This is a genomic window from Aliidiomarina haloalkalitolerans (assembly GCF_003987315.1).
GTDB classification, from domain to species: Bacteria; Pseudomonadota; Gammaproteobacteria; order Enterobacterales; family Alteromonadaceae; genus Aliidiomarina; species Aliidiomarina haloalkalitolerans.
Map to the genome: position 1 here is coordinate 40,679 of NZ_PIPI01000005.1, position 13,354 is coordinate 54,032.

At 49.8% G+C, this 13,354-nt stretch carries 15 protein-coding genes; 8 read left to right on the forward strand and 7 right to left on the reverse strand.

From position 1 onward, the window contains the following. Positions 1-67 precede the first annotated feature (67 nt). From CWE06_RS07950 to CWE06_RS07960, 3 genes are all read right to left on the reverse strand, one after another. Positions 68-1,144 carry a trypsin-like peptidase domain-containing protein gene (locus CWE06_RS07950; RefSeq protein WP_126792920.1) on the reverse strand — a complete coding sequence of 359 codons (1,077 nt, stop codon included), beginning with the start codon at positions 1,142-1,144 and terminating at the stop codon, positions 68-70. A gap of 200 nt (positions 1,145-1,344) precedes the next feature. After that, positions 1,345-2,715 (reverse strand): DegQ family serine endoprotease, encoded by a 1,371-nt coding sequence (locus tag CWE06_RS07955; protein WP_126792922.1) that lies wholly within the window; start codon positions 2,713-2,715, stop codon positions 1,345-1,347. A gap of 233 nt (positions 2,716-2,948) precedes the next feature. After that, the gene (locus CWE06_RS07960) at positions 2,949-3,392 is read right to left on the reverse strand and encodes a ZapG family protein (protein ID WP_126792924.1); all 444 of its coding nucleotides are present in this window, start codon (positions 3,390-3,392) and stop codon (positions 2,949-2,951) included. Between the two features lie 97 nt (positions 3,393-3,489). Here CWE06_RS07960 and zapE point away from each other — a divergent pair, with 97 nt between their 5' ends. The 8 genes from zapE (at position 3,490) to CWE06_RS08000 (ending at position 9,913) form a co-directional block, all read left to right on the forward strand. Further along, positions 3,490-4,644, forward strand: coding sequence for a cell division protein ZapE (gene zapE, locus CWE06_RS07965; protein WP_126792926.1), 1,155 nt, complete (start codon positions 3,490-3,492; stop codon positions 4,642-4,644). A 216-nt stretch (positions 4,645-4,860) separates the two neighbouring features. Continuing rightward, positions 4,861-5,289, forward strand: coding sequence for a 50S ribosomal protein L13 (gene rplM, locus CWE06_RS07970; RefSeq protein WP_126792928.1), 429 nt, complete (start codon positions 4,861-4,863; stop codon positions 5,287-5,289). Positions 5,290-5,305: 16 nt separating this feature from the next. Beyond that, positions 5,306-5,698 (forward strand): 30S ribosomal protein S9, encoded by a 393-nt coding sequence (gene rpsI / locus CWE06_RS07975; protein ID WP_126792930.1) that lies wholly within the window; start codon positions 5,306-5,308, stop codon positions 5,696-5,698. Positions 5,699-6,037: 339 nt separating this feature from the next. Beyond that, the gene (petA, locus tag CWE06_RS07980) at positions 6,038-6,625 is read left to right on the forward strand and encodes a ubiquinol-cytochrome c reductase iron-sulfur subunit (RefSeq protein ID WP_126792932.1); all 588 of its coding nucleotides are present in this window, start codon (positions 6,038-6,040) and stop codon (positions 6,623-6,625) included. After that, positions 6,625-7,884 (forward strand): cytochrome b, encoded by a 1,260-nt coding sequence (locus tag CWE06_RS07985; RefSeq protein WP_126792934.1) that lies wholly within the window; start codon positions 6,625-6,627, stop codon positions 7,882-7,884. The genes petA and CWE06_RS07985 overlap by 1 nt, the downstream gene beginning before the upstream one ends. Beyond that, entirely contained in the window at positions 7,884-8,618 is a 735-nt protein-coding gene (locus CWE06_RS07990) for a cytochrome c1 (protein ID WP_126793147.1), read from the forward strand. Before CWE06_RS07985 ends, CWE06_RS07990 begins: the two co-directional genes overlap by 1 nt. A gap of 108 nt (positions 8,619-8,726) precedes the next feature. Next, a complete protein-coding gene (gene sspA, locus CWE06_RS07995; RefSeq protein WP_126792936.1) occupies positions 8,727-9,362 on the forward strand; it encodes a stringent starvation protein SspA in 636 nt (211 codons plus the stop codon). Between the two features lie 5 nt (positions 9,363-9,367). Then, the gene (locus CWE06_RS08000; protein WP_126792938.1) at positions 9,368-9,913 is read left to right on the forward strand and encodes a ClpXP protease specificity-enhancing factor; all 546 of its coding nucleotides are present in this window, start codon (positions 9,368-9,370) and stop codon (positions 9,911-9,913) included. Here CWE06_RS08000 and CWE06_RS08005 read toward each other — a convergent pair. The 4 genes from CWE06_RS08005 to CWE06_RS08020 are packed head-to-tail and all read right to left on the reverse strand — an operon-like array spanning position 9,890 to position 13,342. Further along, the gene (locus tag CWE06_RS08005) at positions 9,890-10,459 is read right to left on the reverse strand and encodes a BON domain-containing protein (RefSeq protein WP_126792940.1); all 570 of its coding nucleotides are present in this window, start codon (positions 10,457-10,459) and stop codon (positions 9,890-9,892) included. The two genes, CWE06_RS08000 and CWE06_RS08005, sit on opposite strands and share 24 nt — an antisense overlap. Before the next feature lie 3 nt (positions 10,460-10,462). Next, positions 10,463-11,026: a D-sedoheptulose-7-phosphate isomerase gene (locus CWE06_RS08010; RefSeq protein WP_126792942.1), complete on the reverse strand. Its 564-nt coding sequence runs from the start codon at positions 11,024-11,026 to the stop codon at positions 10,463-10,465. Between the two features lie 2 nt (positions 11,027-11,028). Next, on the reverse strand, positions 11,029-11,379 hold the full coding sequence (locus CWE06_RS08015) for a YraN family protein (protein WP_126792944.1): 351 nt from the start codon (positions 11,377-11,379) through the stop codon (positions 11,029-11,031). Continuing rightward, positions 11,354-13,342: a penicillin-binding protein activator gene (locus tag CWE06_RS08020; protein ID WP_126792946.1), complete on the reverse strand. Its 1,989-nt coding sequence runs from the start codon at positions 13,340-13,342 to the stop codon at positions 11,354-11,356. The genes CWE06_RS08015 and CWE06_RS08020 overlap by 26 nt, the downstream gene beginning before the upstream one ends. Positions 13,343-13,354 lie beyond the last annotated feature (12 nt).

Genomic DNA, 13,354 nt, shown 5'->3' on the forward strand with positions numbered 1-13,354 from the left:
CTGGTTTTTTTTGAGTTGTTCTCGATTGCTTTTGGCGTGCTAGCGTAACTGTCCTAACGTAACTGCTCTAACGTAACTGCTCTATGACAACTTCGGTTTCAAGTTGTTGTTCGCCGCGGTAAAAACGAATGGATAGTCGTGTTCCTGGCCGTGCTTCAGCGACTAGGTCTAAGCCTTGGTTGACGGAGGTTACTTGCTGGCCAGCTATCTCGTAAATGAAGTCACCAGGACGTAAACCCGCTTGCCATGCAGGGCCGCGCTCGTCGACGTCATCGACGCGTAAGCCTCGGGTTGAGAAGTCGTCGCGATAGTACTGACCAGCGGTAATGCCGAGGTAACCGCGAGTCACCACGCCTTCACTAATCAGCTGCTGCATAATACGTTCGGCTAATTGGTAGGACAGAGCGAAATAGATACCTTGCGACCCGCGACTACTAAATTCCGATTGGTAAGACGCACTAGCAATACCCACTAACTCACCACGGCTGTTGACCAAAGCGCCGCCTGAATTGCCTTCATTAATTGCAGCGTCCATCTGGATAAACTCGGCATAACCACTCCCTAGGCTAATGCGTCCGGTCGCGGAAACAATCCCTTGGGTCACAGTTTGTCCTAAGTTATATGGGTTACCAATGGCTAAGACGACATCGCCGGGGCGAGCAACGTAATCTGGATTGACTGGAATCACGGGCAAGTTACCGGCGTCGATACGGAGTACGGCTAAGTCGGTGAGGGCGTCACTACCAACGAGCTGGGCGCCAAAAATCCGACTGTCTTGCAGTGCAACTTGAATTTCATCGACGTCTTGAACTACGTGCAGTGCCGTTAAAATGTAACCGCGCGGGTCCATAATAATACCCGAGCCAAGGCGCATAACCGTGGTTGGGCGACCGCTGAAGCGAGCTTCGCGCACAGACTGGGTGGTGTAAATATTCACAACCGCTGGGGCTGCGTTTTCAAATGCGCTGGAAAAACTGATCAGGTCGCTGCTGGCGACTGGCTCGGCAGGTGTTGGATTTTGGTCACGAAACTGCATAAACGTCAGCACAATAGCCGCCACGATCAAGCCGAGCAGGGCTGGCTTGAAAAGGTATTGGTAGCACATTGTGAAAAAGGTGGCTAGTTTGCCACGACGGTTCTGCATGGTGGTGACTATAAACCTAAGCGAGTCAATGAATTAAACTATAGTAACACTAAAGTTGCGAAGCGGATAGTCGGGGTCGGTGGGCAGCTATCAGTAGTAGACAATCAGTAGCAGACAATCAGTAGCAAACAATCACTAACACGAAAAAGAAAGCCCCAGCGGTTGCGCTGAGGCTTGTCTAAGTGTTCGCTCGCTGCGAACTAGTTTTGCAACACTAAATATAAATGCTGATTACCGCGTCGTAGGTTCAAAGCAATAACGCCGCGTGCATTTTCCATGGCTTGTTGTAGTTCGCGATTGCTATTCACCGGCTGACGGTTGACCGCAATAATGACGTCGTTCTCACGCAAGCCAACACGATGAGCGGGCGAGCCGCTTTCGATAGCTGTCACACGAATTCCTTGGCGGTCGTCGCTACTAAGTTCAGCGCCACGGAGGTTCGGGTGCAACGTTGCTGCTTCAATTTGCTCGGCTTCACGCTGTTGCAGCTCAACCGTGACTTGACGCTCACGACCGTCACGTAAAATCGTTAAGTTGACTGAGCGACCTGCGCCAATGGTACCAACTTTTGCCGCCAGCTCGGCAAACGAGAGTACTGGCGTGCCGTCAATTGCGAGAATTACATCGCCCGCTTCAATGCCAGCTTTAGCTGCTGGACCGTCTTCGACGACTTCACTGACCCATGCACCTTGCGTGCGATCGAGGCCGAGTGCATCGGCAAGTTCTTGATTAAGGTTGCCACCACGGACGCCCAGGACACCGCGGCGAATTTCACCAAACTCGATAATTTGGTCGACGAGGTTTTTCATCATATTGGCAGGAATCGCAAAACCGATGCCGATATTGCCACCACCGCCGCCAAGAATAGCGGTATTGATGCCGATCAGGTTGCCATTAAGATCAACAAGGGCGCCGCCGGAATTACCGCTGTTAATTGCTGCGTCGGTTTGAATAAAGTTCTCTAAGCGGTCGATACCGAGCCCGCTGCGGCCAAGTGCCGAGACAATACCAGAGGTAACGGTTTGACCTAAACCAAAGGGGTTACCAATGGCGACGACAAAGTCACCGACGCGGAGTTGGTCGGAATCGCCGATTTCGACTTGGGTGAGGTTACGTGGGTTTTCCAGCTGCAATAGAGCAATGTCAGACTCATCGTCGCGGCCAAGCACGGTCGCTTGGAATTGACGGCCGTCTTTGAGGGTGACGGTAATATCCGTGGCGTCATTGATGACATGATTATTGGTAACGACGTAGCCGTTCTCTGCGTCAATAATTACCCCGGAACCCAGCCCTTGAAACGGCTGCTCACGAACTTCTTCGCGTGGCGCATTGGGGCCAAAGAAAAATCGAAATGCTTCCGGTAAGCGTTGGCGAGTGACGCGTTTGCCTTGCACAGAAATATTCACAACCGCGGGTGTGACTTCTTCGAGCATTGGGGCGAGGGTAGGAATGCCGCGTTCGTCGGTCGCAGCTGCAGGGAAGTTTGCCAACGCTGGGGCAATGGCAAAACCTTGTACTGAAAGAACAAAAACTGCTGTTAATGCAGTGGCGAAATTAACGAGTTTCTTCATCTGTTCTACTCCGAATAAACATCCTGACGTTCAGGGTGTTGCAGGCGACTACCGAACAGGCAGCAGGACTACACACCTAACAGTTAGAAATGACCATCGAAGATAGAAATAAGTTCGCTAATTTTTGATTTCAAGGTGAAATTTTGCGAAGTGATAGAGAGGCTAGTGGCTAATCAAGTCGCAACCCGCTGCTAAAGCAAAGAGGAGTTGCGACGCTGATTGAGTGCCGAGACTTAACTTTCTTTGTCAGTTTTGACCGGGGTAAATAAACCACTACCTGGCTCGGAGTAGTCGCGAGGCATTTCTAACGATTCGTCTTCGTTCTCGTCGCGGCGTTCGCGATTGAGAATATTCGACTGACGAATAGAGCGCATGGTTTCTTCGGAAAAGAAAGGAAGGTTTTGCTGCCAGTCTTTTTCTTGCTCAAGCAAGTTTTGACTGTCTTGTAAAAACAGGTTTAAGCGGTGCTGAATGTCAGTCACTTCCGACGCCAATTGGCGGGCGGTGCCTAAATGCTCGACCACATCTTTGCGGTAGGCTTCAAACTGCTGACGGGTGCTCTCAATTTCACTTTTAAGCTGCGCGGACTCGCCGGTTTGGCTCAAGTAAAAACGCGCGACGAAGAAGCCGATAATCGCCCCAGCAATAAGCAGTAAAATTCCTAGTAGCCAATCCATATTGAAAATCCTCAAGCGTGTGACGTCATTGTAGCACAACTAGTGTGATCTAATTTCTGACTTAATGGTATCATGTTTACATTCGAACAGAAGTCAGATGTCAGGCAAAATTGTGGTGAAAAACGCAAATAATCTTCAAGAACAATCAAAGCCAAGTCCGTGGGAAGCTTATCAAGCCGACTTAGAACGCCCAGAGTTTCATGCGGATGCCGCGCAAGAGCAAGCGGTGAAGCACTTGCAGCGTCTCTACGAGGACTTGCTTGAAGCGCCGCCAAAGCGTGGCTTGAAAAAGTTACTGGTTGCGCCATTACGGAAGAAAAATAACCACAGCGTGCAGGGGCTCTATTTTTGGGGCGGCGTTGGCCGTGGAAAAACCTATTTAGTCGACACCTTCTTTAATGCGCTGCCGTTCGAACAAAAGTGGCGTGTGCATTTTCATCGCTTTATGCATCGTATTCACGACGAAATGAAAAACTTGAAAGGGGTCTCCGATCCGCTGCCGCAAATCGCCGCAAAAATTGCCAAAGAAGCACGCGTGATTTGTTTTGATGAGTTTTATGTGCAAGATATTACCGACGCTATGATTCTTGCGACGTTACTTGACGCATTGTTCAAGAATAACGTCGTACTTGTGGCAACGTCGAATATTGTGCCTGATGATCTGTATAAAAATGGCCTGCAGCGTGCTCGCTTTATACCTGCCATTGAGCTGATTAAAAAGCATTGTGACGTGGTCAATGTTGATGGTGGTGTTGATTATCGCTTGCGAACATTAACTCAAGCCGAAATTTATCATTCACCGCTAGACCCACAAGCCGATGAAAACTTGCTGAAGTACTTTCATCAATTAGCCCCAGACCACACTGCGCATAAGTGTAACGAAGCGATTCAGATTAACAACCGTCCGATTCAGGTTCGCTGTGAAGCCGATGACGTGGCGTTCTTTGATTTCAAAGAATTGTGCGACAGCCCACGAAGTCAAAATGACTACATTGAACTCGCGCGCTTGTACCATGCGGTGTTAGTTAGCAATGTGCCGCAACTTGGGCGCGAAAAAGATGACGCCGCACGGCGCTTCATTGCCCTTGTTGACGAGTTTTACGAGCACAAAGTGAAGCTCATTCTTTCTGCGGAGGTACCCATGAATGAGCTGTATACCGGTGGCGGTTTAAGCTTTGAATTCCGCCGTTGTCTCAGTCGCTTGCAAGAAATGCAGTCGCACGAGTACTTAGGGCTCGAGCACTTACCGTAGGAACCAGTTTTTCGCTGCCACTGAGTTAGGCAGTTGCGAGTCTCGCAAAGGTTCAAAAAAACACCATCTTGCGTTGCGTTTGTATGGCTGCGTGTATATAATGTCGGCCGCCCACGTTACCTACCCCGGTTTACACGGGGTGAAAATTAATTGGCATTTCGCGGGGAAGCCCGGAAAGCCGCAAGGTAAACTCATGAATTTGGGTATAAATAACTCATGAAAACTTTTGTAGCAAAAGCAGAAACTGTTAAGCGCGACTGGTATGTCGTTGACGCAGAAGGCAAAACTTTAGGTCGTTTGGCCACTGAAGTAGCAACCCGCCTGCGCGGTAAGCACAAGCCAGAATACACGCCGCACGTAGACACGGGTGACTATATCGTTATCGTTAACGCTGAGAAAATTCACGTAACTGGTAACAAAGCGAAAGCTAAAATGTATCACGCGCACAGCGGTTACCCTGGTGGTCTGAAGTCAATCAGCTTTGAAAAGCTATTGATTAAGAAACCAGAAATGATCATCGAAGCAGCTGTTAAAGGCATGCTGCCACGTGGTCCATTAGGCCGTGCGATGTTCCGTAAGCTGAAAGTGTATGCGGGTCCTGAGCACACTCATGCAGCTCAGCAGCCTAAACCTTTAGAGATTTAATACGGAGCAGATGAAGATGGCAGATAATCAATACTACGGTACAGGTCGTCGCAAAAGCTCTACAGCGCGTGTTTTCTTGCGTGCTGGCAGCGGTGACATTAAAATCAACAACCGTTCAATCGAAGAATACTTCGGTCGTGAAACTGCGCGTATGGTTGTACGTCAGCCTCTAGAACTTCTAGAGATGTCTGAGAAGTTTGACCTTTACATCACTGTTACTGGTGGTGGTACAACAGGTCAAGCGGGTGCAATCCGTCACGGTATTACCCGTGCGTTAATGCAATACGACGAAGCACTTCGTAGCGACTTACGTAAAGCGGGTTATGTTACTCGTGACGCGCGTAAAGTTGAGCGGAAGAAAGTTGGTCTTCACAAAGCGCGTAAGCGTCCACAGTTCTCGAAGCGTTAAGTTTCCGAACTGGCGGCCAACAGAGTTTCTGTTGGAACAGACCACTTTACAAAAACCCGACCTCGTGTCGGGTTTTTTCTTATCAGCTTAATCGAGGAGTACTCCTGTTCAGTTTGGAACCTGCCTATTCTGCTGTAAGCTACGGCAAATAAGGGTTAGCGCTGAACTACCTGAATCAGGAGTAGCACCGAATACCACGAATTTGCATGTGGTTTTACTTGCGCCTGTGCCTTGTAAAGATCGGTGATTTTCTTTATGATTGTGAGGATTTTTTTCGAGCAAGCATTGAGTTAATTTTGCTGCGTTATTTCGCGAAGCGTCCAAACTGGAGAGAGATGGATGAGCAATGCGCCTGTAGATAAAGGCCGTCGTCGGTTTCTGACTGTCGCTACTTCGGTAGTTGGTGGTGCAGGAGTCGTTGGTGCCGCCGTGCCCTTCATTGCTTCATGGAACCCAAGTGCGAAAGCCCGTATTGCGGGTGCACCGGTAGAAGTGAAGATCGATAAAGTAGAGCCAGGTCAATTAGTCCGCGTAGAGTGGCGTGGTAGTCCGGTATGGATTATTCGCCGTACTCAAGAAATGTTAGACAGTCTTCCACTGATTGAAGGCCGTTTACGTGATCCTGAGTCGCGCGAGCCACAACAGCCTGACTATGCCCGTAACCAACACCGTTCAATAGACCCAGAGTGGTTTATTGCTGTGGGTATTTGTACTCACCTCGGTTGTTCACCGCAGTTTATCGACCGTAACTTTGGTGTTGCGGAAGGTGTCGATTCTGGCTTCTTCTGTCCATGCCACGGTTCACGTTTTGATATCGCTGGTCGCGTGTTCCAAGGTGTGCCAGCCCCAACCAACTTGGTCATTCCACCGCACTATTTCGTTGATAGCGAAACCGTGCTGGTTGGTGAAGAAGAGGGAGCTGCATAATGTCACTCATGAACTGGATTGATAAGCGTATTCCGTTTAGCAACACCATGAAGTTGCACGTGACGGAATACCCGGCACCAAAGAACTTTAACTTTTGGTACCTCATGGGGTCATTAGCGATTGTGGTTTTAGTCAACCAAATCGTGACTGGTATCTGGCTGACCATGAGCTATAACCCAAGTGCAGAAGGTGCGTTCGCCTCGGTTGAATACATCATGCGTGATGTTGAATACGGCTGGTTGCTGCGCTACATGCACTCCACCGGTGCTTCGGCATTCTTCGTGGTGGTCTACCTACACATGTTCCGCGGTCTCATGTATGGCTCGTATCAGAAGCCACGTGAATTGCTGTGGATCTTCGGTATGCTGATCTTCTTGGTCTTAATGGCAGAAGCCTTTATGGGTTACTTATTGCCATGGGGTCAAATGTCTTACTGGGGTGCGCAGGTTATCATCTCGCTGTTTGGTGCAATTCCGATTATCGGCGATGACCTAACCACCTGGATTCGTGGTGACTACGTCATTTCTGGCGCGACCTTGAACCGCTTCTTCGCATTACACGTGATCGCCTTACCATTGGTATTGGTCATTCTGGTGTTCTTACACTTAATCGCGTTGCACGAAGTTGGCTCGAACAACCCTGACGGCGTTGAAATTAAGAAGCCAAAAGGTTCAGTGCCTGAAGCTGAGCAAGCGAAGTTCAAATTCCATGAGCGTTACACCAACAAATACGACATTGTTGACGCAATTCCTTTCCACCCGTATTACACGGTGAAAGATATCGTTGGTCTCGTGGTGTTCTTAATTCTGTGTTCATTGGTGATCTTCTACGCACCGACGATGGGCGGCTTCTTCCTTGAGCCACCTAACTTCCAAGCGGCAGACCCAATGGTCACGCCTGAACACATTGCACCGGTTTGGTACTTCACTCCGTTCTACGCAATCTTGCGTGCGGTTCCAGACAAACTCGGTGGCGTTATCCTAATGTTCGCAGCCATTGTTATGCTTGCGCTCATTCCATGGCTAGACCGTGCTAAAGCACGCTCAGTGCGCTACCGTAGCACGCTGCATAAAGCGAACTTGACTCAGTTTGCCATCAGCTTCGTGATCTTAGGTTACCTTGGTGCGATGCCAGCGACTGACTTGTACACCTTCATTGCACGTGTTTGTACAATTCTGTACTTCGGATTCTTTATTGCACTGTTCTTCTACAGTAAGAATGAGAAGATCAAGCCACTACCAGAGAGGTTGACGAAATGATGAAGCGTTTTCTGATGGTTCTGGCTCTATTATTACCTGCCACCGTTTTGGCGGCAGGTTATAGTGGCCCGCTAGATAAAGCTAACATTGATCAGTCTGACAAAGCCTCTTTGCAGCGTGGTGCGCAGATCTACATGAACTACTGCTTAGGCTGTCACAGCATGCAGTATCAGCGTTACCAGCGTACCTTCGAAGACTTAGGTATTCCGGTCGACTTAGGTGCTGAGTTACTACAGTTCACCGGCGAAGGTCCTGGTTCGCATAAGTTCTCAGCAATCGACCGTGAAGGCGCGGCGGAATGGTTCGGTTTGGCACCGCCAGACTTAACCATGGTTGCTCGTGTCCGTGGTGCTGACTGGTTATATACCTTCTTCCGCAGCTTCTATGTTGACGAAAGCCGCCCGTTCGGCGTTAACAACGAAGTATTCGACAATGTCGGTATGCCGTGGGTTCTGCAAGAAATGCAGGGTGTTCCGCGTAAAACCTACGAGCGTCGGATGGTGGATGGCGAAATGCGTGAAGTCTATGTCGGCATTAAGTCAGACGGCACCGGTCGCCTGAGCGAAGAAGAGTTCGACCAAGCGATGTTAGACTTAACTAACTTCTTGGTGTACACCGGTGAACCAATGATTCTTGAGCGTCAACGCTTAGGTATGTTCGTCATTGGATTCTTACTGGTGTTGCTCGTACTGAGTATTCTTCTGAAGAAAGAATACTGGCGCGACATTAAGTAATTTCTCTTTGCAAGTAGTCTGCATGAAGTTGCAACCTACTGGAAAGTAAGAAGTTTATTCGGGGGCGAGGTTCGCCCCCTTTGCTGTTTTCTGAGAGTGGAGAATCTTATGGCTGTTGCTGCCAATAAGCGTTCAGTAATGACCCTGTATTCAGGGAAAGATGATTTGTTCAGTCACCAAACACGTATCGTGTTGGCTGAAAAAGGGGTAACTGTAGAGATTGCGTTTGTTGATCAAGATAATCAACCGGAAGACCTGCTCCAGCTTAATCCATATGCAGATAACGTTCCAACGCTAGTTGACCGTGAGCTTGTGCTATACAAAGCGCAAATCATCATGGAATACCTCGACGAGCGTTTCCCACACCCACCACTGATGCCTGTTTACCCTGTGGCGCGTGGCACTAGCCGCTTAATGATGTACCGTATTGAGCGTGACTGGTATGCCTTAGCAGACACGATTTTGACTGGCACGAAGAAAGAAGCGGAAGCGGCTCGCCAAGAGCTAAAAGAGAGCATTTTAGCTCTTGCTCCAGTTTTTGCTGACACGCCGTTCTTTATGAGCGAAGAGTTTACGTTGGTCGATTGTTACTTAGCGCCACTGTTATGGCGTTTACCGGTATATGGCATCGAGTTGTCAGGTACGGGTGCTAAAGAAGTAAAACAGTACATGCTGCGGTTGTTCGAGCGTGAATCGTTCCGCGATGCATTGACTGACGACGAACGCGAAATCGGTAAAGTCTAAGTTTTATGATCCCTCGTCGACCTTATATCCTTCGTGGCCTGTACGACTGGTTGATCGATAATGAGCTTACCCCTCATTTAGTTGTCGATGCGACTTGGCCGCACGTTCGAGTACCACTGGACTACGTTCATGATGATCAGATTGTTTTGAATGTGGCGCCGACCGCGGTGCAAGCTTTTATGATGGACAATGACGGCGTGCGCTTTCGCGCGCGTTTCGGTGGTCAGGATCAAAAGATTGATTTGCCGATTGGGTCGATTATGGCGATTTATGCCCGCGAGAATGGCGCGGGCATGATTTTCGAACCAGAAGAAGGGATAGATTTCCCAGCGCAGGACGATGAGAGCGAAAACTTTACTGGTGAAAACGCGAGCGAACTGAATAACGAACGTGAGCTTTGGGCGGTCAGTGATGACGGTTCTGACGCACCCCATGACGAGGTGCAAGAAGAGCCGGCTAGTGACATGGAAGATGACTCAGAACAAGCCACCTCCGGCGACCAACGCCCAGTTCGTGGTAAACCGATGTTACGAGTTGTCCGCAACGATTAAGGCGTTGACAACTCGGTTAACGCGATTCACATGACGAGCAATATGAATGGCGCGATCCGCTTCTGCCTGGGTCACGATGCCCATTAGAAACACTTCGCGCTTTTCGGTCACCACTTTAACACCCGACAGATCATGATCTTGATCACGCAGTAACTCTGCTTTGACTCGAGTGGTTATCCAACTGTCATCAGCGCGTTCGCGCAGGGTTGAAATCTCTCCCACCTGAATCTGATTAAAAATCCTTACCACGCCGTCGGTATTACGGGCGTAGGTTTCCGCTTTTTGCTTAAGACTGTCCTGACTGACTTGGCCGTAAAGCAAGATATCACCGTTGTACGAAATCACCCGCACGCGCTGCTGTGCAAAGTCTTGGTCACGGTTTAATAAGCCGACAATCCGTAAGCGAATGGCACTGTCATCGACTTGTTGGCCAACTTCTCGGCTGTCGAGGGCGACGGCTGTGGTACCGACGGCAACGCCAACCACAGCGGCAGCGCAACCCGACAACAACGGTAAACAAAGAACGAGCGGTAGAAGCTTACGCATGGGTTAACCCCCGTGAAAAATTTGTTGTTCGATAAGGTCACACAGCAACTGACTAAGAAACAATTGTTGCTCAACAATGCGTGTGGTGTTGGTGCTTGGAATCCGCATTTCAATGTCATTCGGACCAAGTAAGCTGGTAATTTCGGTGGCGTCATCGCCAGTAACGGCAATAATGGTCATTTCCCGCGATAACGCTGCTTCCATGGCTTGGTGAACGCGTTCGGAGTGATTTTGACTGACAAACGCTAAAAGAATATCGCCTTGACTACCGAGTGCGCTGAGTTGGCGTGCCAGACAGTCAACTTGTACCGGCTGCGTCGAATTCATCCCCAAGGTCACTGCCGGGAAGGGCGGACGTTCAAGCTCGGTACCGTGAATGAGTAAATCGGTAAAATGTTGGGCAACGAAAGTACTATTGCCGTCACCACAGCTGAAAATTCGTCGGCCATCGAGCAACGACGACGTAAGCAACTGTACGGCTTGTGCCAATGGCTGAACTAAGCTGTCGGCTGCCGCAACTTGTACCTGAATACTTTCGTTAAAAAAGGTCCGTATCGTATCTTGCATAACTAAAATGCGTCCTTTAACCACTCTATTTGAAAAGGCTCACCGGTGATAGCGACGACGTCAAAGCGACACGCCGCAGAGTTTTCACTAATGTCTTGCTGCAGCAGCCACACCCGGGCAGCGAAACGCACCCGTTGTAACTGTGCTGCGGTCAATTGTTCAAGGATATCAGCAAAGTACCGGTTACGGCGATATTTGACCTCAACGAAGACAAAATATTCACCGTCACGGCAAATTAAATCGACTTCGCCATTGTCGAGACGGAAATTGCGATCGATACAGGTGAGACCGTGCTCATTGAGATAGGTGACCGCGAGTTCTTCATACTCAGTGCCGACTTGCCTGGTTGTCATAAATGGTACGCTCCAGTTTGAGTTCATGTCCCTCAAACTTAGCCCAATCGAGGCGGCGTTCCACTTTTTGCGCATCTATCCGCAATTGCCCAGTTAAACCATTGTGGGTGTAGCCGGGGAGGTAGTTCATCGCGAGCACTTTCGGGCCAATGGCCATGGCGTCGTAGCCCATCGCAATTAAGCGTTGTTGGCTTAAGCTTAAACGACCGACTTGTTGCTCAAACTGCTGCCGCACGTCAGCTGCCAGACTGGCACTGAGTAACCAAGGTGCGTCGGAAAAAATAACGCCGTCGAGGTCATTTTCACCGCGGCTGAGTTGTTCTTGGTGAACGGCGCTACTGGCATACACAGGTGCGCGGCGGCCGAACGCACTCATGTTGACGTCTAAGTAGGGCTTCAATAACCGTACTTGCTGAGCGTCACCCGAGGCGTAAATAGCGTCGATGTCTTGACGGCTGCGAATTTCATAATGGAGTTCCGTGGTGCCGCGCGTTGCCGGTACGTGCTGCTGAACCAAGCGCTCAATCATATCAATGCGAGCTTGACTCCGATCGACCAATAAACTCTGTTGCACTGCATCTGGGATGTCGGTACTGGCAGCATAAAAGCGCGCACGCATGGAGTAATCGGTTTGTTCTGGCCAATAGCGTTGAAAGGTCTCGGCAACGTTATGGCCGCGATTGGTGTCGGGTCCGAGTACCAAAACGTGTTGGTAATTCATTTGTTCTAACAACTCGGCTGCTGCCACCGACTCGGCTACCGTATCGAGTGCAAAAAACGCATGACGATCATTATCGTTCTTGTTCTCTGGGTTGTTTAGCCATAGTTGCGCCCAAGGGGCGGCTTCTTCTTGTTGGCGCTGAAAATTGTTAAACGCTTCCAAAGTATTGCGATCGAGCGGACCGATCACTAGCTCTATTTGACTGTCGATGAGTTGTTGGTAGAGCTCTTCGACACTAATTTGCGTGGTATCGATAAACTGCACCTGCAGTGGTTGTTCTTGCTGTGTTAGTCGCGCAAGAATGCCGTTTCGAACGGAGCGGCCGGCGTCGGCAAATTGGCCATTGAGTGGCAAAAGCACGGCGACATTTTGTAATTGAGCGGTAATTTCTGGACGTTCAAGCAGCTCGGTAACAAACTCTACACCGGGATGTTGCGGAAATGCCCGCTGCCACGACGAGAGCACTTGTGCGCGTGAGCGGTTTTCGTCAAGTGCTTGGGTCAGGCGCTCAAACAACTGAATCCAACCGCGCATAATTGAATCATTATGGCTGACGCCTTGGCGCCATTGCTCAGCTGGAACTTGGGCTAACAATTGCCACACTTCGGTGCTGAGGTTTAAGTCGGGGGCATAGCGACCATACGCCACTAATGCCGCTGCCGCAGCGACATAATCTGCTTGGTTTTTAAAGGCTTGGTGACGCAAGTCGAGCGTTTGCAAACGTTGTTCACGTTGGGTCAGTTGTTGGTCGAGGCCGTTTGTGAGTTCAATCACTCGCTGCCAGTCGCCCATGTAGGCTGCAAAGCGTGCTTGCTGTAACCGGTGTTGCTGAGCAGGCGCCGAGGCTAAATAACCAGAATTAATAAACGAGAGGACGACGCCGCCGGCTTGAAACTCCTCGTTATCAAAGTAACGCCCAGCGGCGCGAACTAACATCGCATGTTGCTGCGCTGGTAAGGTTTCGCGTTCGGCACGGGCTAAATAATCGGCTGCAGAAAGCTCGTCGATAACGACGGGCCGTTCACGTTGCTGTTCAGGGCTTTGCTCGGTAGAGGGTTGCTGCGGCGCAGGCGCAGAGGCGCAGCCGGCTAACCAAACCGTGGCGAAGGAACAAAATATTAGGCAAGGAAGTATCTTCTTTGGCACAATGAACGTCTCAGTTACCTGCAGTAGCCTTACTATAAACTGCCAGTGCGCTGCAGACAAACGCAACCGTGTTGTAAATTCGTAAAGAACTTTCATTGTGGCGACTTC

Coding starts and splice junctions, on each gene's coding strand:
- CWE06_RS07950 (WP_126792920.1), bottom strand. CDS start 1,144: ATGCAGAACCGTCGTGGCAAACTAGCCACCTTTTTCACAATGTGCTAC.
- CWE06_RS07955 (WP_126792922.1), bottom strand. CDS start 2,715: ATGAAGAAACTCGTTAATTTCGCCACTGCATTAACAGCAGTTTTTGTT.
- CWE06_RS07960 (WP_126792924.1), bottom strand. CDS start 3,392: ATGGATTGGCTACTAGGAATTTTACTGCTTATTGCTGGGGCGATTATC.
- zapE (WP_126792926.1), top strand. CDS start 3,490: ATGTCAGGCAAAATTGTGGTGAAAAACGCAAATAATCTTCAAGAACAA.
- rplM (WP_126792928.1), top strand. CDS start 4,861: ATGAAAACTTTTGTAGCAAAAGCAGAAACTGTTAAGCGCGACTGGTAT.
- rpsI (WP_126792930.1), top strand. CDS start 5,306: ATGGCAGATAATCAATACTACGGTACAGGTCGTCGCAAAAGCTCTACA.
- petA (WP_126792932.1), top strand. CDS start 6,038: ATGAGCAATGCGCCTGTAGATAAAGGCCGTCGTCGGTTTCTGACTGTC.
- CWE06_RS07985 (WP_126792934.1), top strand. CDS start 6,625: ATGTCACTCATGAACTGGATTGATAAGCGTATTCCGTTTAGCAACACC.
- CWE06_RS07990 (WP_126793147.1), top strand. CDS start 7,884: ATGAAGCGTTTTCTGATGGTTCTGGCTCTATTATTACCTGCCACCGTT.
- sspA (WP_126792936.1), top strand. CDS start 8,727: ATGGCTGTTGCTGCCAATAAGCGTTCAGTAATGACCCTGTATTCAGGG.
- CWE06_RS08000 (WP_126792938.1), top strand. CDS start 9,368: ATGATCCCTCGTCGACCTTATATCCTTCGTGGCCTGTACGACTGGTTG.
- CWE06_RS08005 (WP_126792940.1), bottom strand. CDS start 10,459: ATGCGTAAGCTTCTACCGCTCGTTCTTTGTTTACCGTTGTTGTCGGGT.
- CWE06_RS08010 (WP_126792942.1), bottom strand. CDS start 11,026: ATGCAAGATACGATACGGACCTTTTTTAACGAAAGTATTCAGGTACAA.
- CWE06_RS08015 (WP_126792944.1), bottom strand. CDS start 11,379: ATGACAACCAGGCAAGTCGGCACTGAGTATGAAGAACTCGCGGTCACC.
- CWE06_RS08020 (WP_126792946.1), bottom strand. CDS start 13,342: ATGAAAGTTCTTTACGAATTTACAACACGGTTGCGTTTGTCTGCAGCG.